Below are 21,413 nucleotides of genomic sequence, written 5' to 3' on the forward strand. Positions count from 1 at the left end.
TCGAAAACTGAGCTATACGTTATCGATGAGCCACTGCTTCCGCCAGTTCTCCATCCGCGCGCTCATCCCTGATGGATCCATTCTGCCAATCGCCTTAAGGGCATCCTGCGGCTCAACATTCCCGTTTTTGTGCTTCAAGGAGTCTTTTGCTATGTCGTAGGCAAGCTGAACTGACGTCGTCGCGGCAAAGGGTTTTCCTTTCCGCGCTAGATTGAGCGCTTCGGCGGCTCCGCTTATCGCGTTGTTGAACAACTCGATGGCGTCCATCTGCTCGGACGTGTTTTCGACCAGATAATCAATGCCGTCGTTTCCGACGCCGAACTCAACCTCTCCTTGTCTATCCTGTTTGCCGAAAGGCGTTTCTTTTCCAAGGCCCAAATATGGTGTCTGGATTATGCCTTGTCGAGCGGCGCTCGTTTCGAACATGCCGTTGCAGCATCTGATAATCGCGGCGTCTCTCACCTCATCGCCGTAAAGCGGGCAAAACGCAAGCACGATCCAGTCAACGTGAGCCGATGCCTTCTTGAGAAGCCCATAGGCTTCGCAACTTATTGGGAACTGACCTGGAGATACCTTAGTCTCCTTAAAGCCATCATTGAGGAACCATTGGCGCAAATCCGCATGGAGCTCGATCAGGAATCCAAGGCGGATATCGGCATTGGCGTCAATCTGCACTATATTCTCGCGATACGCATCGAGCTTGAACGCATGCCCGCGACCGTCTTTGCCGAACAGCCCCGCGTCGAGCGAAGCCCTGATGTCGTCAACGCAGGCGTTCGATTGCTCCCGTATCGCCCGGCTGATCAAATCGCCGAACCCTCGGTAAGCCTCTTCTGCCAGAGCGCCCCTGCGAGCTGCATCCTCGTGTTGCTTTCGAAACCGCTCCGCATCCGAAGAGAACCTCGCGGACTTAGATTCAACCTTCTTGCCCCTCCCGATATGGTGGTCAACGCGGAAGTGCTCTAAACCGACTATTCTTCTCCCGCCTTCGGCCGTGATGAGAATATCGGGCCTATCGAATGGGCGGGCGTCGCCCGACAGTCGGGCGACGTTCCTTCTCGCTTCTCCGCCTTTTGCCCTCGCGACCTTCAACGCCTGCTGATAAATCGAAAGCTCTGCCTTTTCCTGGTTCTCCTTATGGTTCATAAGCGTGGCTTAGCTCATCCTGCCCATCACCTCGAGCAGGTCCTCGTACGTCGCCACGTTGTGGTAGCGCACGTCGCCGGTGCTCATCTCGTTGAAGAGCTTCTTGGCGCAGGCGATCTTGGCGTTCTCCACACCGGAGAGCTCCAGCGTGTCCATGGTGCCCTTTGTCTCCGCGATGAAGAACACGTGGCGCACGCTGCCCTCCTTGAAGGCGATGGCCCAGTCGGGGGCATAGTTGCCTACCGGCGTGGGAATCTGGAATGAGCGCGGTAGCTTCGCGTAGACCGCCACCTCGGCGGCGGCGTCCATGTCCTCGGCGAACCTGCGCTCGCCGTCGGAGTCGGGGAACACGAAGCGCTGGATGTTCTTCTTGGCCTCGTACGCCTTGCTCGCGTTGTCGGGCATGCGCTCGGTGAAGATGGCCTCGTCGTAGACGTCGTCGATCTCGTGGTAGCTGATGTGCTCCACCACCATCGTCGCCTTCTCCGACACGATGAGCGCCGCCGCCTTCTTGATGAACTCCTCTGGGTTCACGCGGTAGAGCCCGAACACGTTGGCGTCGATGCCGGCGAGGATCGCCGCGGCGCTCCTGCGCGTGATGGCGGCGGCCTGCGCCACCTCGCCCACGAGGTCGTAGGTCACGCCCACGGACGCAGTGCCAGCGTCGACGTCGCGGGTCTCGGTCTGCGTACGGCCGAACGACGAGCCGCCCTGCACCTCGTCGCGCGTGGCCTGCGCCTTCTGCCCGCCGACCGTCAGGGTGTACTGCAGCCTGCTCACGCGCAAATCGCCGTTGATGCGCTCTATCGACTTGCTCCTCAGCTCGTCGTCCGAGAAGCTCACCGTGTAGGCGTGCTTGCGGTTGATGCGCGCCCACAGCTCCTTGAACTCGCGCTTGGCGAAGTTGTCGGTCAGCGTGTTCTCAGTGATCTTCTCCTGGGCGCGCCCGATCATGCCGTCGAGCGCGTGCGCGTCGTAGACGCTCCTCACCAGCGCCTCGACGGCCTTTGCGTGTGCGGTGTCGGCGATGCCCTCAGGCAGCTTCACGACGAAGTACTCCACGAAGGTGCCGCCCTCGACGGCCTTGCGGAACTCGGCGGTCGGCTTGTCGTCGTCATCGATGAAGTCGCACTTGTAAAGAGCCTTGTAAATGCGCTTCGACTCCTCCTCGGTGAAGGAGACCGTCTCGCCGTCGAGCACGACGTCGCGCCCGCTGAACAGGTTCATCTCCACCTTCCTCGGGCGCTCGCGCAGGCTCTTGCTTATGTCGGTCTGCAAATCCCTCACGAACGTCTCGTAGCTCTCCGACGCGATCACGGTGAGCAAGTTCACGCGGTGCACCTCGTCGGGTCCCAGCAGCGCTGCGTCCTGGCGGTTGCCGTCCTGGTCGACAGCCAGGCGCATGCCGCGGCCGACCTCCTGGCGCTTGCTCGTCTCGGAGCCCGATTCCTTGAGCGTGCATATCTGGAAGATGTTCGGGTTGTCCCAGCCCTCGCGCAGCGCCGAGTGGCTGAAGATGAAGCGCACAGGCTCATCGAACGAGAGCAGGCGCTCCTTATCGCGCAGGATCAGGTCGTATGCGCGCTTCGCGTCGTCGTCGTTGATGCCGATGCCGTCCTCGCGCTCCGCCTTCTTCTCGGCCTTCGACTCGACGGCGTTGCCCTTCTTGTCCACAGAGAAGTAGCCGGAGTGCACCGAGCGCGCCTCGAATCGCCCGAGGTACTGCGTGTACGAGGGGTCGAGGATGTCGTCCTGCGTGGGGTGCTTCAATCTGTCGGAGACGATGGCCTCGTACTCCTCCTCGAAGATCTTGCCGTAGCCCACTGTTTCGCCGTTGCCGGAGAGGTCGCGGTACTTCGCCACCTGGTCGATGAAGAAAAGGCTCAGGCACTTGATGCCGCGGCGGAACAGGGCCTCCTCCTTCTGGAGGTGGCTCTTAATAGTCTCGCGAATCTGAATGCGCTGGATGTCATCCGCCGCGGAGTCGCAGTAGACCTCGCCCATATAGATGCGGCCATTGTCGCCAATGGAGCTGTCCAGGAAGCGGACGTAACCGGGACGCCCGTCCTGCGGTGGCACCACACCATCGTTGCCGCTTGCGATGGTATAGCCTCGATACGCCTCGAGCTTGGTGGACCCGCTTGCGTCATAGATGCTATCGCCCTCGCAAAACCGCTGGGTCTTCTTGCGGACCTTGCCGCCCGCGCCCATGTACTTGAACTCGATGACGGCCTCCGGGGCGCGGCTCTTGCTCACGATGATGTCACGCAGGTACAGGTAGCCGTCGGTACCGCGCATGTTCTTGAGCGAGAAGCCCTTGACCTCGATGCGCTTCACAAGCTTCTGGTTGTAGGCATCCAGGGCGTCCAGGGCATACACCAGGTCGTGCTTCTCCTTGTGCGTTGCCGAATAGTTCAGCACGAACAGAGGGTTGAAGCGGGCGATGCCCTTCTGGGTCGCGCCTCCCTTCTTTCCCATCTTCTGGGGCTCATCGCAGATGACGATGGGGCGGTTCGCAGCGATGACGTCGATTGGCCTGCGGCTGCTGAACTCGTCGCGCTCGTCGAAGATGATGCGCGCCGCCTTGTTCTTGGCGCCCTCCTTCATCGACGCGTTGAACGCCTGCATGTTGATGACCATGCAGTTGACGTCGCTCGATTGGGAGTACGCATCAAGCTCGGTCAGGTTGTCCGAGTCGTATATGAAGAACCTGATCTTCTTGTGGTATTGGGAGAAGAAGTGCTCCTGGGTGTTCTCCAGGCTCTTGGCCACGCCCTCGCGGATGGCGACCGATGGCACCACCACGATGAACTTGCACCAGCCGTACAGGCGGTTGAGCTCGAGCATCGTCTTGGTGTAGACGTAGGTCTTGCCGGTGCCCGTCTCCATCTCGACGTCCAGCTGGCAAGCCCCCATGCCGCAGAAGAGCTCCTCCGACTCGGGGATCTGGTTGCGTCGCTGCACCGCTCGCACGTTTGCCAGTATGTCGGCACCTGAAAGCGCAACGGGGGCATTGGCATACCCCTCGGTGCTCTCGTCGCCGAAGTCGATCTCGCCCTGCGCGCGCTTGGGCTTGCGGCCCAGATCGCGCAGGTAGACGGAGGCGCCCTGGTTGGGCTGCCCCTCGAAGACCGAGGTCACCGCATCTGCGGCGTCGGTTTGGTACTGCTGTACTTTGAACTTGAACTTCATGTCGACGCCTTAAATCACTTGGGGAACGGTGTCGGGGCTGTAGGTGCGGAACAGCTCCTCGTAGTTGGCGTGCGTGGCGTCGTCGGCCATGGATGAGTCGCGGATGACAGCATACCAGGGCTTGGCCTTCGCCATCTCCTCGATGGTGTCGGAGCCGACGTTCGCATCGAAGCAGGCCGCCAATTTGTCGCCGTCAACGAAAAAGACCTTCTTGCCGGCGAGCACGCGCTCCTCGATCTTCGCGGAGTACGGGATGCCGAGCTTTGGCAGCACCTCGAAGAGCAGATCCAATTCAGAGCGCCCCTCCTTCACGTTGTCAGCGAAGTCGAAGAGGCTCTCCTGTGAGGTCTCGCCAGGCGTGAGGTAGAAGTCCTTGAAGTTCGAGGAGTCGATGCGCAGCACGCGGAAGCCCAGGTCGGGATAAGGCTTTGGCTCGGCGCCGAGCTCGAGCTGCTTATTGGATTCATCGATTTCATTGGCGATTTTCTCGCCCGCACGGCGGATGCGCTCCTCGCCAAGATCGCAAATCGACTTGAAGCCGAATTGCCGTGCTTCCGCTCCCTCATCGAGGAGTTCCGGAATTTGCACAAGAATCCACTTGGCAGCTACTTCCTCGTTGGAATAAAAATCCAAAGCAGCATGCGCAGTGGCAGCCGATCCCGAGAAGAAGTCGAGAACAATCTCGCCTTCTTTTACTCCTCCAAGCTCCATGCAGCGCTGAATCAAGGCAGGCGGCTTGGGCGTATCGAAAACGTTTGAAATGCCGAATAGGTCTTTCATGCCTGCCTTTGTTTGCCGCATAGCTGGCAAATCGTTCCAGATCGTCATCCAAGGTTTCGTTGGGTTGTCGGCAGCATATTCACGAGTATACGGAACCCATTTGCCGTCTCTCTGCTTCCAAATCAAATCTCCGCGAGCATCGATTTCTTTGAGGCTGCTGGGCCCAGCGGCCCAGCGGCCTTCGCGCCCGTCCTCCCGAATAGGCCAAACCTCCGAGCCGTCCGGTGCCGTAAGCGCGTAATACATGGTTGGCCTGTCGGCGCGAAGGCTGTTTTTTCCGTTCTTGCGGAGAAGCCTGTCGCGCCAATATCTGCCGTTTTCGTCCGGCCCATTGTAGGCATCAACGAGCTCAGGTGCCCTACGCTGACGCAAGGTAACCGTTGCCGCATTTTTGCAATAGGCAAAAATGTATTCGTGATCAGGCGTGATAACGACGTGGTTGTCGTTGGGACTATCCACTTTTCTCCAGATAAAGCGTGTAAGAAAATTTGCACGCCCAAATACCTCGTCACAGATTTTCTCAAGGTTATTAGCTTCGTTCTCGTCAATGCTGATGAAGATGGTGCCGTCGGCAGCGAGCAGATCGCGCGCGAGCGTGAGACGCGGATAAATCATCGAGCACCAGTCCGAGTGAAACCGGCCGTTGCCCTCGGTGTTGGCGACCAGGCGGCCGCCCTCCTCGTCATAGTCGCCGCTCTCGGCGTTGTACTCGCCGCGCGTCTTGGCAAAGTCATCGTCGTAGACGAAATCATGGCCCGTGTTGTAAGGCGGGTCGATGTATATGAGCTTCACCTTGCCGGCGTAGGTCTCTTTCAGGATCTTTAACGCGTCTAGGTTGTCACCCTCGATGTAGAGGTTCTCGGTGGTGTCCCAATCCTTGGACTTGCCGGGCTCGGGAATCATCGTCTTGTAGATAGGGCGGCGCGCCTCGGCCTTGGCCTCGCGCTTGCCGGGCCAAGTGAACTGGTAACGCTCGCGCTGGCCTTCGGCCACATCACCCAAAAGATCGCGCAGCGCGTCGAAGTCAACGGCGCGTGCAAGCTCGCCGTCGGTGTTCTCTACCTCGGTCACCACCTGCGGGAACAGCTCGGCAATCTTCTCGATGTTTTCAACGGCACCGTCGGGCGTGCCTAGCTCGATCTTTTCCATCTATCTGCCTTCCTCTATGGCGGCAATCTGCCGTTTGAGTTCCTGTACCTGGTCGAATAGCGCGTTTTTTCGCGCCAGCTGCCGCTCCTTGCGACCGCGGGCTTCGGTCTTGGCAAGCTCCTCGCGAAGCGTCTTGAGCCTGGCGTCCGCCGCGAAGCGCTCTTCCACGGTAGCGGTCTCGCTGCCCGTATCGCCATACGCTACCTGCGAAGCGATCGAGTCCCAGACCCCGTCCATGCTCGTCGCTTTCAGTGTGAGGGAAGCATCATCGACGCTCTGCCATTCTCCCACAGCGATTCCCTTGAGCATCACCGCGAGGCGAACCTCGTCGTCGAAGGTGCACGCGAACAGCAACTTATGGGGGTTCGCCTGAGCCACAAGCGCCAGCACCTCTTCGGGGACGCGGCGGGCCTTGAGCGCCACTTCTACCACGAGCACCTCGTGCACGCGCTCGCCGTCGGGAATACCAGTCGTGGAGGTCTTTATCGAGTTTGCGACTGTGAAGCGCTCGACGTCGTCGATGAAGGACTGGCGCAGCGCGGCGCTCACCTTCAGGCGGCCGTAGAAGGCCTCCTTGGGTATGCGGCGGCCCACCTCGGTCGTGCTCGGAAGCCCTAGCATCTGGGCCTCACCACCAGGAAGCACACGAGCTCGAAGTCGTCGAGCCCCTCGATGTCGTTCTCCAAGAAGCCCGTCGTGCCGCCGGCGAAGAAGCTGTCGACGTCGGACTCCTCCTTGGAGTCCACGATCGACGCCACTGCGTCGCGCAAGAGCCCAGCCTCACGGCGCATGTCGCGGCCGTTCTTGGTCTCGCGGTTGTAGGCGCGGCACAGGGCCATGTCGGGCTCGGACTTGCCGCGGCACAAAAGGCGCATGTCGTCGAGCACCGCCTTGGGCTCCAGGTGCCCGCGGATCACGGACCCGTCGGACCCCATGCGAACCACGTAGAACGGGTGCAGGTGGTTCGCGCCGTCGCGGTCGATCCCGCTGTTGACGTTGCGCAGCACGAAGACGACGCCGGGCTCGTCGCCCTCCACCACAGCGTTGATGCCGCTCGGGAGCCGGTCGACGTCGGGGTTGTCGCGGTAGTAGCCCACCAAGTCCATGCGGAACTCGTTGAGGCCCAGGTCGGTGATGGACACGCCGCCCGAGACGTCCTCAAGGTCCACGACCTCGTCGCGCATCTGCTCGAGCTGCTGGCGGCGGTACTCCAGGTCCCCCGTCTCGTCGGCGTTGATGTAGTCGTCGTCGCCGGTGGACGTCATCACGGTGATGCGCATGCGCTCCTCGACGCGCGCCTTGAGCTTGATGTACTCGTCGAGCTCCACGTCGGGCCAGTAGTTCACCAGCTGGATGCGGGCGTTCTTCGAGCCGATGCGGTCCACGCGGCCGAAGCGCTGCACGATGCGCACGGGGTTCCAGTGGATGTCGTAGTTCACCAGGTAGTCGCAGTCCTGGAGGTTCTGGCCCTCCGATATGCAGTCGGTGGCGATAACGATGTCCACGTCGCAGCCGGAAAGCTGCGGCGCCACCACGTCGCGCTCCTTCGACGCGGGCGAGAAGCAGGCAAGCACCTCCTGCATATGCGGGGGCACGGCCTTTATCGTGCAGGCGCAGCCGTCACCGGTCACCTTCGCGCACTCGAGGCCGAGCTCGCGCTTCGCGAAGGCAGACACGTTCTCGTAGAGGTAGTCCGCCGTGTCGGAGAACGCGGTGAACACGAGCACCTTGCGGTTGCCCGGGTTGATGGGGCCTTGCGACTTCCCTCGGATCTGCTCGCACAGCTCGATGAGCTTGGCGTCGTGGGCGGGGTCGATGTCGCGCACCATCGAGATCAGGACCTCGATGACGGCGACGTCCGCCTCGATGTCGCGCTCCCAGCTCATCCAGTCCATGTCCTCGACGAGGATCTTCGTGGCGCCGCCCACCTCGAAGCCGCTCTCGTCGTCGGGGTCGAAGTCGAACCCGCCCGGCAGGTCGCCGTCGGCCACGCTGGCACCCGAGGCGAGGCCCCTGCGGTAGTCGTCTATGGTCTTGAGGGCGGCGTTCATGGCCGCCAGCACGCGCTCGAGCGTCAGGCGGAACGAGCACACCGAGCTCTCCAGGCGCTTGAGCAGGTTCGTCGTCATGAGTCGGCGCACGCCCGTCTCGCGCCCTCCGAGCGTGAGGTTGCCGCCGCCGCCCATCTTCGCGTACTTCTCCATCTTGCTGGGGTGCACGTACGAGCTCGGCATGTACACGGCGAGCACGAGGGAGTCAAGCTCCTCGTATATCTCGCGGTAGTTGATCGCGTTCGCCAGCGTCGAGAGCTTGGGGCGCTTCGATATCGGCGGCAGGCGCTTCGGGAAGGGCCCGATGGCGCTCATGTCGTAGTAGCGCTGGATGTGCTTGCGGCTGCGCGCCACAGTCACCTGGTCGAGCACCTCGAAGAAGTCGTAGTCGAGCATGTCGGTGAGGGTGTGGGTCGTCCGCTGATTGGCGGGCAGCTTCGACCAGCGGGCGTAGACGGTCTGCGCGTTGCGGAACACCGTCTCGATGTCGTTCTCAAGGCGCAGCTTCTCGGACCAGCCGGTGGGGTCGCCCCAGTACGCCAGGGCGAGCTGGTTGCGCAGGTCGCGGAAGCGGTTGTTCACGGGCGTGGCGGAGAGCATGAGCACCTTGGTCTTCACGCCCTGCTTGATGACCTTCTCCATGAGCAGCTGGTAGCGGTTCATCCTGTCTTCCGACGCCGAGTCGCCGCCGTTTCGGAAGTTGTGGCTCTCGTCGATGACGACGAGCCCGTACGCGCCCCAGTTCAGGCGGTCGAGGGGCAGGCCCGTCTCCGACGTGCCGCGCGTGCGCGAGAGGTCGGTGTGGTAGAGCACGTCGTACTGCAGGCGGTCGCCCGCGATGGGGTTGTTCACGACGTTGGAATTGTAGGTGATCCAGTTGTCGCGCAGCTTCTTGGGGCACAGCACGAGCACGTCCTTGTTGCGGCTCTCGTAGTACTTGATCACGGCGAGCGCGGTGAACGTCTTGCCCAGGCCGACCGAGTCGGCCAGTATGCAGCCGTTGTAGGTCTCGAGTTTGTTGATGATGGCGAGCGCCGCGTCCTTCTGGAAGTCGTAGAGCTTGTTCCAAATCAGGCTGTCGCGGAAGCCCAGCCCCTCGTTGGGCAGCACGTCCTCGGAGACGTCGTCGAGGAACTCGCTGAATATGCGGTAGAGCGCCATGTAGTAGATGAGCTCGGGCGCGTTCTCCTGGTACATGGCCGTGATGCCGTCGATGACGGCATCGGTGACGTCGTGGAGCTCGCCCGAGTCCCAGGCGTCGTCGAACTGCTTGAGCAGGGCGCGCGACTGGGAGGCGTCCAGGCGCATGGTCACGTCGGGGGCGTCCGCGGAGTTGTCGCAGCCGAGCTTGCGCGTGGTGAAGCCGTCGAAGGGCATGTAGGCTACGTTGTCGTCCGTCTTGTCGATATCCATGAAGCCGCTCATGCGTCCCTCGCCCTCGAAGGAGCGGAAGCGTGCCTTGCGGCGGATCCAGTCGGCGCACTCGGTCGCGATGGCCTTCTGTGTGAGCTCGTTGCGCAGCTTGATCTCGAAGTCGGTGCCGCAAAGGCCCTGCTCGCGGGAAAGGCGCGGGATGTAGAACTCGCGCTTCTCGCGCGCTGGGCGCTGCTTGGTGAACGCCTGCGACGTGAAGACGAAGCGCAGCTCGTCGATGCCTTCAAGTTGGGTGGCGAGTTCCTGATAGGCGTACATGGAGAACACCGACGCGGCTATCGCCACGCGGTCGCCGTCGGCTATGTTGGCGACAAGGTCGTCCTTGACGATGCGTGCCCTGTTGTCGAAGAAGTCTGGCTGCATGGGTTTATGCCCCCTTCTTCGCGAGCTCTTCGATCATGCACGTGCGCACGAAGGCCGAGAAGCTCATGCCGCGGAGCGCCGCCTCCTCCTTCGCCGCGTCTCGCAGGGTGTCGGGGATGCGCAGGGTCACGGAGACCTGGTCACCGTCCACCAGGAAGCTCCTGATCTCGGTTTCGTCGGGGTTGCTCTTGATGAGCTCCTTGTAGCTGTCAGGCATCTGCGCTCCCATCGCTCGAAATGCAATACAAATGCGTTTGCAGCATTATAACGCGGCGGCACGCGGCGGCATTGGGAATGCGAGGACAGCCGATGCCCAGGCTTTATATGAGCGCCGACGGCGAAGGACGCCCTGATTGGGCTTGGATGGCCGATTTCGTTTGGGTCCTCATCTCTCGTTTTCGCGAGGTTTGGCGTTTGCCCGCTCCTCGGCGTAGAGAACCTCGTTCTGAGCCTCCAAGATTCGCGCGGCGTCGCCGATGCGCTCGGCGCACCTCTCGCTTATCGACCTCAGGGCCAGGATCCCCTCGACGTCAAGCGGGTCCAGCTGGTCGGCATGCGCCAGGGACTCGAGCAACTGGTCCAAGCCCCTCGCCAGCCTCCCGGCATCCGCCACCGCGTCGAGCAACTCGAGGCGCTCCACCTTCTCTTCGTAGCCCAACATCTGCTTGTCTCCTTCTCTCAATGCTCATGTACGGTAAAGAAGCAAGCAACCGAAAACAATAGATAGACCGCCAGCACTACACTATTCCGAACCAAAGACCAAAAGATAAGCATTTTGAGAAAATCTAAACTTTTGGATTTTCCTACAATGCCGACTACGGCGGAATCCCTCCCACTCCTTATATATTTCTTTCTGTATACATTGAATTTGTATTTAGTAAAATGCAGACAACACCACGGATCGGCTTTTGGCTGGACAATTCCAACCAAACACCGCAGCAGACAGTAGAAACCATTCTGAACGTTAGGAAGCCGGTATGATTGTTACATATAAGGGGAAGAAAAATTTCTTTTAGATACTTGTTTTCCTAAAACTGATGTGATATAATAATTCAAGTTCAGAAAAGGAGTAAAAAATATGCGGCAAGGTATTCTTAAATAAAACTATAATCAAATAGTGGGAACAAAGGATTATGATAGTCCCTTTTGTAGGGGCTTGGTTTTTGCACCCAATTTAAGAATACTTTTGCCTTTTTAGTAAATATCGTGACGGACAGCGGCTTATGTAAGCCGTGTATACTTCTGTGTGTCCGAAGTCATGATCCCCAGCGGTAAAAGTATTAGCCGCTGGGGATTTTTGCGCCCATTTGGGCCTTGTACGGAGGATAGACATGAACATTATCAATATTGGGATTCTTGCCCATGTAGACGCTGGAAAGACAACCTTGACGGAGAGCCTGCTATATGCCAGCGGAGCCATTTCAGAACCGGGGAGCGTCGAAAAAGGGACAACGAGGACGGACACCATGCTTTTGGAGCGGCAGCGTGGGATTACCATTCAAGCGGCAGTCACTTCCTTCCAGTGGCACAGATGTAAAGTCAACATTGTGGATACGCCCGGCCACATGGATTTTTTGGCGGAGGTGTACCGCTCTTTGGCTGTTTTAGATGGGGCCATCTTGGTGATCTCCGCTAAAGATGGCGTGCAGGCCCAGACCCGTATTCTGTTCCATGCCCTGCGGAAAATGAACATTCCCACCGTTATCTTTATCAACAAGATCGACCAGGCTGGCGTTGATTTGCAGGGCGTGTATCAGTCTGTTCGGGATAAGCTCTCCGCCGATATTATCATCAAGCAGACGGTGTCGCTGTCCCCGGAAATAGTCCTGGAGGAAAATACCGGCATAGAAGCATGGGATGCGGTCATCGAAAATAACGATAAATTATTGGAAAAGTATATCGCAGGAGAACCAATCAGCCGGGAAGAACTTGCGCGGGAGGAACAGCGGCGGGTTCAAGACGCCTCCCTGTTCCCGGTCTATCATGGCAGCGCCAAAAAGGGCCTTGGCATTCAACCGTTGATGGATGCGGTGACAGGGCTGTTCCAACCGATTGGGGAACAGGGGAGCGCCGCCCTATGCGGCAGCGTTTTCAAGGTGGAGTATACAGATTGTGGCCAGCGGCTCATCTATCTGCGGCTATACAGCGGAACGCTGCGCCTGCGGGATACGGTGGCCCTGGCCGGGAGAGAAAAGCTGAAAATCACAGAGATGCGTATTCCATCCAAAGGGGAAATTGTTCGGACAGACACCGCTTATCCGGGTGAAATTGTTATCCTTCCCAGCGACAGCGTGAGGTTAAACGATGTATTAGGGGACCCAACCCGGCTCCCTCGTAAAAGGTGGCGTGAGGACCCCCTCCCCATGCTGCGGACGTCGATTGCGCCGAAAACGGCAGCGCAAAGAGAACGGCTGCTGGACGCTCTTACGCAACTTGCGGATACTGACCCGCTTTTGCGCTGCGAGGTGGATTCCATCACCCATGAGATCATTCTTTCTTTTTTGGGCCGGGTGCAGTTGGAGGTTGTTTCCGCTTTGCTGTCGGAAAAATACAAGCTTGAAACAGTGGTAAAGGAACCCACCGTCATTTATATGGAGCGGCCGCTCAAAGCAGCCAGCCACACCATCCATATCGAGGTGCCGCCCAACCCGTTTTGGGCATCCATCGGACTGTCTGTTACGCCGCTCCCGCTTGGCTCCGGTGTACAATACGAGAGCCGGGTTTCGCTGGGATACTTGAACCAGAGTTTTCAAAACGCTGTCAGGGATGGTATCCGTTACGGGCTGGAGCAGGGCTTGTTCGGCTGGAACGTAACGGACTGTAAGATTTGCTTTGAATACGGGCTTTATTACAGTCCGGTCAGCACGCCGGCGGACTTCCGCTCATTGGCCCCGATTGTATTGGAACAGGCATTGAAGGAATCAGGGACGCAACTGCTGGAACCTTATCTCTCCTTCACCCTCTATGCGCCCCGGGAATATCTTTCCAGGGCTTATCATGATGCACCGAAATACTGTGCCACCATCGAAACGGTCCAGGTAAAAAAGGATGAAGTTGTCTTTACTGGCGAGATTCCCGCCCGCTGTATACAGGCATACCGTACTGATCTGGCCTTTTACACCAACGGGCAGAGCGTATGCCTTACAGAACTGAAAGGGTATCAGGCCGCTGTCGGCAAGCCAGTCATCCAGCCCCGCCGTCCAAACAGCCGCCTGGACAAGGTGCGCTATATGTTTCAGAAGATAATGTAGAAAGCACCTTGCTTTTGAAGAATTGACCCCCACCCTCTTGCGGGAAATGATTGAGAAAATCGTCGTGCATGAGTGCAGCTATGACGAGAACGGCACCCGCAGGCAGGACATTGAGATTTATTACAGCTTTGTCGGCAAGATAGACTTGCCGGAAGCCTAACGCCTGACCTATCCGACACAGCCCTAAGTGCCGGATAGGAACGGCAAAATTTTTTACACTTCTATTACTTCTTTATCGCACATTAGCAAACGGACGTGTCGCGCAGCACCGTAGCCGTTCCATGTGGAGAGCCGCCTCGCCGCCAGCGGTCCCGTGCTCATATCGATCGTGAGCGGCTTTGGAGGGGCCGTCCCTATTAGGGGCGCGGCACCGCGACTCGGAAACGCGCCTCCGTCCCCGCCGCGACGTTCCGACATAAAACCCCGCGAGCGCCCCAGCAGCCGCCGACAGATTGCATCCCATGCCCGGAAGCCCCGGCGCCCATGCCCGATTCCATGCCGCACGCCTGCGCCCCTCCGACTTGAAACCCGCCCCGGCGCTCCTTGGACGCGCAGGGTCGCACGCCGGCGGGCGGCCCGCAAGGGCCGCGACACTTTTTCGGGTTCTTCGCCCCATGCGCTGCGCGCGCGAACAACGCGAAAAACTGACGTCGGGAGATCTCTACAACCACGCCCGACTTCGCTTCCTCCCTTGCCGGCGCGCCCGCGCTGCATGCGACTCACGCGACGCAAGGCACGCCACAGGGGCGGGCCTTAAGAGTCTAAGGAGCAAGACATGAACGACATGAAGGAAAAGGCGATGGGCGCGGTCAAGGCCTTCCTCGAGCGCAAGGGCTACGAAATCGTCGACGAGGCCTGGCAGGGGCCCGAGGGCATCGGCGGGATCGACCTCGTGGCGGTGGACGAGGACGGGACCCTGGTGTTCGTCGACGCCACGGTCCGCATCGGGACGGACGGCTTCCCCGAGGCCCACAGGGCGCGCGGGCTGCGCGAGGCGCTGGCGGCGGCGTGGCTCGCCGGCAACGGCGACGACTACGCCGACACCCCGGTCCGCTTCGACGAGGTGGCGATGATGGTCGTCAAGGAGAACCGAGCGCTCCTGCGCCACCACGTCAACTGCTTCGGCGAGATGGAGCCGCTCTCCTAGGCGGCGCGCCCGGCCCCGGGCTCCCGGGGCCGGGCTTTCCCGAAACCCGACCCCTGTACCACGAAAGCGTACATATCCGTACGTTTTCGTGGTACACTCCGCTTGTCGGACAAATCCGTACGGTTTTGTCCCGACGCTCCGAGACTCGGGGCGCGCCGGACCGAACGCGGCGAGACGCGCCCCACGCTAGAGAGGACGCGACCCATGCGCACGATAGCCATTTCCAACTACAAGGGCGGCGTCGGCAAGACGACGACCGCCGTGAACCTGGCGGCCATCTTCGCCGCCCGGGGCCTTCGGACCCTGCTCGTCGACCTCGACCCGCAGGCGTCGGCCACCGACTTCTTCGGCCTCTACGACCGGGCCGCCTCCGAGCGGCGCACCTCGGTCGAGCTGCTCTACGGCGGCGCGCCCGTGGAGGAGGTCGCCTACGCCGCCGGGGAGGGCTTCGACGTGGTGGCCTCGACCATCGACCTCGTCGACCAGAACGAGATGCTCCTGTGCGAGCAGCGCCTCAAGTTCGCCCTCGACGACGCCTCGGGCTCCTACGACGCCTGCCTGATCGACTGCAGCCCTGTGATGCGCAGGCTCGCCTTCAACGCCTACCTCGCCGCAGCGGAGGGAGGCATGGTCGTCATCCCCGTGAAGCTCGACTCCACCGTGATGCGCGGCACGGCGCTCACCGTGGAGGCAACGCGCTCCATCGCGGACGCGCTGCGCATGCCCACGCCCCGCTGGAAGATTCTCCGCACCTGCGTGCCCGGCCGCATGACCAACGCCGAGGCCACGGGCGCGGCCGTGCTCGACGGGTTCTTCCCGGACGAGCAGTTCGAGACGGTCATCCACGCGAGCAGCAAGGTCTGCGAGGGCAGCTGGCAGTGGAAGCCGGTGGCGGCCTTCGAGCCGGGGAGCCGCCCTGCGCGCGACTACGAGGCTCTCGCCGACGAGGTGTCCCGTGAGCTCGCCTAGCCAGGTGGCCGCGGGCTTCACCATCACGGGGCTCCGCGACGGCGCGTCGCGCACCCGCGGGCGCTACCCGGTGTCCGAGATAGCGGTGGCCGACATCGCCGACCACCCAGCGAACGCCGCGTACTCCATGGACCCGGCGGGCATAGCCGAGCTCGCCAAGTCCATACGCGCCGACGGCCTCACCGACCTGCCGCTCGTGCGCAAGGTCGGCGACGGCTCGTGGCAGATGGTCTCCGGGCACCGCCGCAAGGCAGCCTACGCTCTGCTCGCGAAGGACGACCCCGCCTACGAGAGGATGCCCTGCCGCGTAATAGAGGGCATCGACGACGAGCGGGCGGTGACGCTGCTCCACGCCGCGAACTACTTCACCCGCGCCCTCACCGTGACCGAGCGCGCCGCCGCGACCGAGGCGCTCAGGGGCGACGCCGTGCGCCTGCGCTCCGAGGACCCATCGCTTTCCGGCATGCGCGTCGACGACGTGAAGGCCGCCATCATCGAGCGGCAGACGGGGCGCAAGGTCTCCGGCAAGACCATCGCGCGCGAGGAGAGGCTGGCCCGCCGGATCGCCGAGGACCTCTCGCCCGAGTGGGCCGCCGAGGCCGACCGCGGCAACCTCAGCGCCGAGGCGGTGCGCTCGCTCGCAGGCATGCCGAAAGAGCGCCAGGCGGAGATGCACGCCGCCATGGAGCCCTGGCGGCGCACCAAGCGGGAGCTCTCCGACTACGTAAGGAACGAGGGGAAGGCCCAGGCCGGCCCCGACGGGCGCATCGCCAAGGCCGCGAGGCTCGTCGCCGACTTCCTCGAGAGCCCGCCCGAGAGCCCGAGCGCGGCCGACCTCTCGCTGCTGCGGGAGATGGCGCTCATGACGGCGCCCTACGCGGAGGCGGGCGCAGGAGCCCAGAAGGTTCGAAGAAGGGCCTCACACTCGAAATCCAGCAAGTAGCCTATGGCGTCCGACACTTCGGTCGGGCGTCCATAGCACTTGGGGACCGGGCGGCTTCGGACCCGTCATGCCGCGGGCCGTTTGGGAGCCCGCTTTCGCGAGGCCCGGTCCCAGAGGCGGCGCCCGAGCCGGGCCGCCGCCTGCGGGGGATCCCCCGCGCCCCTAGAGAGACGCGCCCGCCGCACGGCGGGCCCGAGGAAAGGAATCCGCCATGGAAGAGGAAGCCGGCGCCGCCAAGGGCAAGGAGCGCCGCGTCACGTTCCGCATGGAGGGAGGCGACTACGACGCGCTCTGCGAGCGGTGCGAGCGCGCCGGGCTCAGCAAGTCGGAGTATCTGCGCTACCTCGTGCGCATACCGCTGTCGACTGAGGCCAACGCGGGAGACGAGCACCGCATACTCGTGGACCGCAGGGCCCTGTGGGCGATGTCGCGCGAGCTCACGAAGTGGGGCTACCACTACAACCAGGCCGTGCACGCGATGAACCTCATCAACTTCCATGCCCGCCACGGGCGCGTCGACCGCGACCTCGTCGCGGAGAGCATTCCGACGATCGAGCGAGAGCTCGCCGACGTGAACGCCGCGGCCCGCGAGATGGCGGCCGAGCTCGGGCGCATCGGGGCCGACTCGCTCGTGGAGGGCTCGCCATGCCGATCCTGAAGCCGATAAGCGGCCACGGCTCGACGGGCGGCATCCGCCGCTACCTCGAGAAGGGAGGTCGCGCCCTGGCGCGCGACCTGTTCAACCTGAGCTACGACGATCGCGACGCCGGCGCGCTGGGGGAAGACGCCAAGGAGGCCTGCGCCTGGGACGCCGAGATGGACGCCACGCGCGCCGCGTTCGGCACGGACGCGCCCTGGAGGGGTAAGCCCGCGCGCACGTTCAAGCACTTCGTGCTCTCGCCGGACCCCGGCGACGACATCGACCTGGCTGCGCTGCGCGAGCTCGCGTGCTCGTGGGCGCTCAAGCACTTCGGCGACCACGAGATCGCCATCGTCTACCACGACGACAACGCCCGCGGCATACCGCACGCGCACATCGTGGTGAACAACGCGAACCTCCGCACCGGCTACCGCATGCAGACCCAGCACCCCGAGGACCTCAACCGCGACCTGCAGGACATGGCCCGCGAGCGCGGGCTGTCCGGACTCTCCAACGACAGGGCGCCAGAATCGCCGTCGAAAGCGCGAGGACGCGCCAGCGCGGGCGGGCCCAGGAGCCGCAGGAGCGTCTACCTGGGCCGTGCCGAGAAGGAGATCATGCGCTCTGGCGGCTACTCGTGGGTCGGCGACATCCGCGCCCGCGTCGCGCTCGCCAAGACCACGGCGCGCGACGAGGCGGAGTTCCTCGGCGTCCTCGACGCCCTGGGCGTGCACGTCGCCGACAACTCGGCCAAGGCGAGGCGGGACGACTGGGTGTTCAGCCTGGCGGAGGAGCCGTCCAAGAAGGTCAGCGGCGAGCGGCTGGGGTTCGTCTACGGCAAGGAGATGCTCCGCCGGCGGTTCGAGCGCGAGGGCGCCTACCGTCCCACGGACACGAGCGCCGCGCGGATCCGCGAGGCCGCCGAGCGGGCCCTCGAGCTCAACGACCTCTCGGAGCTGAGCAGGCTCTCCTCGGCGCTCGAGACCTGCGCGAAGTTCGACGTCGAGTCCATCGAGGAGTTCGGGCTCAGGATGGCGACGCTGGAGCGCCGCGGCCAGGCGGGCGGCGAGGGGCACCGCCGCCTCGAGGCGGCCCGCGCCTACATGGCCGAGAACGGGCTCATGCCGCTCAAGACCCGCTACGGGGACGGCGAAGGGCGCTACGGGAATGATGTCAACTCACGTGAGGACCGCCGAGAAGACGAGCGGCAACGCATACTCGCCACCGAGCGGCAGCGGGCCAAGCAGGAGCTGCGCAGGGAGAGGGGCCGGAGATGATGGTGAGGATAGAGTACGAGGGCGGCAGGACGACGCTGTTCGACACGCTCTCGTTCACGGAGGCCTCGCCGTTCTCCGGCGCGAACATGCTCACGGAGTTCGAGCTCGAGATGAGGGATGAGCCCGAGAAGGGGCTCTGGCTCACGGCGAACTGGCACCAGGTGCGCGACGACTGGCGCGCCGACGCGCCCGCGGACGGCATACCGGCCGCGCGCAGGTCCCGCGGCTGGCGCTTCATGCTGGCCTCGGAGGCCGAGCTCGGGCGCGCCCGGCGCGTCCTGCTCGACGGCGACGAGGCGTTCGCCCGTGTGCGGGGATACCTGTGCGACGCGGCCGCGATCGGCGCCTGCTACCGCGAGCACGTGGGCCCTCCCTCAAAGCCGCTGAAGTCGCAGATAAGGGACCTGCAGCGCGCTCTGGGGAGGGCGGAGGTCCCGGGCGTGCCCGACGAGCTGGCGAGGCTGCTCGCGGAGGAGAAGGAAGAGGGCGCCGACGAGGGCGCCCGCAAGGTCAAGGAAGATTGGGGTGACGTCGATGAAGAGGCTTGGTAGGTTCCTCATGGCGGCGCTTAGGGTCACGCTGGGCTTTTTCGTCTGGCTGTTCCGCGCCGTGTTCAAGTGGGTGATGTAGGAAGAGGAAACGAAAACCGTGCGGAAGCAGCCTTGGAAAGCAGGAAAACGAATAAGGTCTCGTGCTCGAGCACGAGACCTTATTCGTTAAACAGGTGGTTTATTCTCCCGTGTACGCGGGGTCCTCGGACGCTGGCGGCTCGGGACTCCTCTCCACGAGGGCGCGGGCGCGCTGGTCCTTCTCGACGATGAAGCGCTTGTGGTAGAAGAGGTCCGCGAAGTCCAGGATCCTCTTCATCTGCGCAGTGTCGAACAGCGCCCCGAAGCCCGCGCCGATGACCGGGACCATCTTCCCGACGGTTTCGAGCGTCATCTTCTGCCCGATCTGGGTGAGCGCCTTCTTGAAGACCCCGGCCTCGAGCGCCTTCTTGCCACCGTTCTCGACCGCCTTGCGGGCAGCGCCGTGGGCAAGCGCGCGGATCTGGGCTATCGCGAGGGCGGCGCCGCCCTGCTCGACCATCGCCGACCAGCCCTTCTTCACGGTCTGCTTGACTGCGGCCGCTTCCGCGTAGACGAGAACCTTGCCGATGTACTCGCTCGCGGCGTCGACTTTCGCCTTGGGGGCGAGGGCGCTTTGGAACACCTCGCTCGCGATGACGAGCTCGGACGGGTCGTCCTTGACGTCGTAGCCGTAGAACATGGCGACCGACTGGACGGCCCTGAAGTAGATGAGCATGCTGAGGGCGAGATTGGCGGGCAGGCCCCAGAAGCCCGCGGCGCCCGTGCCTCCGCCTTCGGCGAGGGCTATGCCCATGTGGTGCAGCCTTTCGTTCGCAGACACTGCGGCGACGTCGTAGGCGCGCAGCAGGCATATCTCGGAGAGCGAGGAGACCTTCTCCTCCTGCTTGCCCTCGTTGATGCGGGAAATGACGTACTCCCTGCTGACGCTCGCCTTCGCCGCCTGCTTCTCGAGTTCCCCGAATCCCTCCGCTGCCGCCTTGATGGCGTTTGCCATAAGCTCTTGCTCGGTCAACCCGTTGAGGGTGTCCTTCGCGGCCTTCCCGGCCTTATTGGCGAGGTCCTTCACGGGCGCGGGCAGCGCCTCGCCGATCTGCTTACCGGCCTTCGCGAGGGCGCCGGGCGAGGTGAGCTTCTCGTAGCGTTTCGCGAGGGTTTCGATCTCGTTGAACTCTCGCTCGTCGAGCGCGGGGTCCGGCATGATATACGAGCCGTCCTCGGCGACAAGGTTCCCCTCGAATGTCTCTCCGTATTCGCCTCCGAATGCCTGGTGGGTCCTTTTTGCTCCGGCTTTGATCGCCTCGGCGCCGGCGTTCACGGCTTTTGCACCCGCATCCGCGGCATCTGCAACACCGGCTGCCAACCTGCCTAAAAGGCCACTATTCTTCATATGGCCCGAATCGACTGTTTCGTCGTCCATCTTCTCCTCCTGGTTTCGAGAGCTGCATTCTCTATAGGGGATGCAATTCTCGCGTGGAATCTGCTTCATTCGTAATTATCCCACCGTATGCGACGGGCGCATACCAGGCAGAGGGTTTTGGCGTCTTGTAGACGACAACAAACATGGATGTTGCCGCGTTGTGAGGGTTTTGGCGCTGCGTTTGGCTGCCGCTTGTTGTTTACGCCGTGTTCAGTCTCGGTCGTCGTCGCCGGCTGCGCAGCAGGCGTAGGCCGTGAGCGTGAGGAGCCCCATGAGGAGCCCTATTCCGAAGGGCACGAATCCCATCCTTCCACCTCCTTCGCGTAGACGACGGTGCGCGAGTTGCTCGTCTGGTAGCTGCACGTCACGAAGGCCCAGGCATGCGCGACGTCCGCCGAATCTTCCAGGACGACCTCGCACCGGGACAATTTGTCCCCGAGGTAGGCGTCTAGCTCCGCAGCGCCGGCGAAGTCGGTCCGCTTGCCCTCCGAGCTCGCGTCGACCACGTCGGCCGCGAAGACCTCGAGCTCGATCGCATTCTCGCGGGTGAAGACCTGGATGGTGCGGTGCCCCTCGGCGAAACCGCGCGACGAGTATTGTGCGAGCGGCGCGAACATGGTGCCGTCGGACATGTGGTGCCCGTAGACGATGACGAGCGGGCTCTCGGCGCCCTGCGCGCACCCGGCGTCGATGTAGGGAGCGCCCCACGCTGATCTTTCGCCGCCGGCGTCGTGCGTGAGGTAGAAGTCGGGCGATTCAGGCCGGCCCTGGACGATCGGGTAGTCGACGGTCGTGCCCGGCACGCGCACCCATGCGACGACGGAGGCGGGAAGGGCGTCCCAGTCTATGCCGCCTCCCGACTCTTTCCCCTCCATTGTCGTGCCCTCTTCCACAGCAGGCACCTCGTGCACCCTGTACGGGTTCTTCTCGGGCTGCGGCAGGACGGCGAGCGCCGCCAGCGCCAGCAACGCCACGCCGGCGGCGAGCGCCGTGGCGGCTTTTCTCTTGTTCATGTCCTCCCCCGTTCGCAGGGGAGGCCCCGGGCGAGCGCCCAGGGCCTCCGG

General features: G+C 62.6%; 16 protein-coding genes and 1 pseudogene. 8 read left to right on the forward strand and 9 right to left on the reverse strand.

Features of this window, described 5'->3' with window-relative positions:
- Positions 1 to 12: 12 nt before the first annotated feature.
- The 7 genes from DMP05_RS03885 to DMP05_RS03915 all read right to left on the reverse strand — a co-directional run bounded on the left by DMP05_RS03885 (position 13) and on the right by DMP05_RS03915 (position 10,776).
- Entirely contained in the window at positions 13 to 1,146 is a 1,134-nt protein-coding gene (locus DMP05_RS03885; protein WP_123219249.1) for a hypothetical protein, read from the reverse strand.
- A 9-nt stretch (positions 1,147 to 1,155) separates the two neighbouring features.
- A complete protein-coding gene (locus DMP05_RS03890; protein WP_123219250.1) occupies positions 1,156 to 4,338 on the reverse strand; it encodes a type III restriction-modification system endonuclease in 3,183 nt (1,060 codons plus the stop codon).
- 9 nt (positions 4,339 to 4,347) lie between these two features.
- Positions 4,348 to 6,267: a site-specific DNA-methyltransferase gene (locus DMP05_RS03895; RefSeq protein WP_123219251.1), complete on the reverse strand. Its 1,920-nt coding sequence runs from the start codon at positions 6,265 to 6,267 to the stop codon at positions 4,348 to 4,350.
- Positions 6,268 to 6,888 (reverse strand): DUF4391 domain-containing protein, encoded by a 621-nt coding sequence (locus DMP05_RS03900; RefSeq protein ID WP_123219252.1) that lies wholly within the window; start codon positions 6,886 to 6,888, stop codon positions 6,268 to 6,270.
- Complete coding sequence (locus DMP05_RS03905) at positions 6,882 to 10,115, reverse strand: helicase-related protein (protein ID WP_123219253.1); 3,234 nt, start codon at positions 10,113 to 10,115, stop codon at positions 6,882 to 6,884. The genes DMP05_RS03900 and DMP05_RS03905 overlap by 7 nt, the downstream gene beginning before the upstream one ends.
- 4 nt (positions 10,116 to 10,119) lie before the next feature.
- Positions 10,120 to 10,332 carry a YlcI/YnfO family protein gene (locus DMP05_RS03910; RefSeq protein WP_227561562.1) on the reverse strand — a complete coding sequence of 71 codons (213 nt, stop codon included), beginning with the start codon at positions 10,330 to 10,332 and terminating at the stop codon, positions 10,120 to 10,122.
- A gap of 168 nt (positions 10,333 to 10,500) precedes the next feature.
- Positions 10,501 to 10,776, reverse strand: a complete 276-nt coding sequence (locus DMP05_RS03915) for a hypothetical protein (protein WP_123219254.1) — start codon at positions 10,774 to 10,776, stop codon at positions 10,501 to 10,503.
- A 670-nt stretch (positions 10,777 to 11,446) separates the two neighbouring features.
- Here DMP05_RS03915 and tet(W) point away from each other — a divergent pair.
- From tet(W) to DMP05_RS03960, 8 genes and pseudogenes are all read left to right on the forward strand, one after another.
- Entirely contained in the window at positions 11,447 to 13,366 is a 1,920-nt protein-coding gene (gene tet(W), locus DMP05_RS03925; protein WP_123219255.1) for a tetracycline resistance ribosomal protection protein Tet(W), read from the forward strand.
- A gap of 10 nt (positions 13,367 to 13,376) precedes the next feature.
- Positions 13,377 to 13,526: pseudogene (locus DMP05_RS03930) on the forward strand (DUF4368 domain-containing protein); the annotation flags it as partial.
- A gap of 615 nt (positions 13,527 to 14,141) precedes the next feature.
- Positions 14,142 to 14,513: a YraN family protein gene (locus DMP05_RS03935; protein WP_123219256.1), complete on the forward strand. Its 372-nt coding sequence runs from the start codon at positions 14,142 to 14,144 to the stop codon at positions 14,511 to 14,513.
- 204 nt (positions 14,514 to 14,717) lie between these two features.
- Positions 14,718 to 15,482 carry a ParA family protein gene (locus tag DMP05_RS03940; RefSeq protein WP_123219257.1) on the forward strand — a complete coding sequence of 255 codons (765 nt, stop codon included), beginning with the start codon at positions 14,718 to 14,720 and terminating at the stop codon, positions 15,480 to 15,482.
- Positions 15,469 to 16,425: a ParB/RepB/Spo0J family partition protein gene (locus DMP05_RS03945; protein WP_123219258.1), complete on the forward strand. Its 957-nt coding sequence runs from the start codon at positions 15,469 to 15,471 to the stop codon at positions 16,423 to 16,425. Before DMP05_RS03940 ends, DMP05_RS03945 begins: the two co-directional genes overlap by 14 nt.
- Before the next feature lie 211 nt (positions 16,426 to 16,636).
- On the forward strand, positions 16,637 to 17,083 hold the full coding sequence (locus tag DMP05_RS03950) for a CopG family transcriptional regulator (RefSeq protein ID WP_123219259.1): 447 nt from the start codon (positions 16,637 to 16,639) through the stop codon (positions 17,081 to 17,083).
- Positions 17,071 to 18,342 (forward strand): relaxase/mobilization nuclease domain-containing protein, encoded by a 1,272-nt coding sequence (locus DMP05_RS03955; protein ID WP_123219260.1) that lies wholly within the window; start codon positions 17,071 to 17,073, stop codon positions 18,340 to 18,342. The genes DMP05_RS03950 and DMP05_RS03955 overlap by 13 nt, the downstream gene beginning before the upstream one ends.
- Positions 18,339 to 18,893 carry a hypothetical protein gene (locus tag DMP05_RS03960; protein WP_123219261.1) on the forward strand — a complete coding sequence of 185 codons (555 nt, stop codon included), beginning with the start codon at positions 18,339 to 18,341 and terminating at the stop codon, positions 18,891 to 18,893. The genes DMP05_RS03955 and DMP05_RS03960 overlap by 4 nt, the downstream gene beginning before the upstream one ends.
- Before the next feature lie 178 nt (positions 18,894 to 19,071).
- On the opposite strand, the gene DMP05_RS03965 is transcribed toward DMP05_RS03960, so the two are convergent.
- Together DMP05_RS03965 and DMP05_RS03970 are read right to left on the reverse strand one after the other, a co-directional pair.
- Positions 19,072 to 20,349 carry an EcsC family protein gene (locus tag DMP05_RS03965; protein ID WP_202875976.1) on the reverse strand — a complete coding sequence of 426 codons (1,278 nt, stop codon included), beginning with the start codon at positions 20,347 to 20,349 and terminating at the stop codon, positions 19,072 to 19,074.
- Between the two features lie 281 nt (positions 20,350 to 20,630).
- Positions 20,631 to 21,362 carry a class B sortase gene (locus DMP05_RS03970; protein ID WP_123219262.1) on the reverse strand — a complete coding sequence of 244 codons (732 nt, stop codon included), beginning with the start codon at positions 21,360 to 21,362 and terminating at the stop codon, positions 20,631 to 20,633.
- Between the last annotated feature and the right edge of the window lie 51 nt (positions 21,363 to 21,413).

The sequence above is a fragment of the Slackia isoflavoniconvertens genome (assembly GCF_003725955.1).
GTDB lineage: Bacteria > Actinomycetota > Coriobacteriia > Coriobacteriales > Eggerthellaceae > Slackia > Slackia isoflavoniconvertens.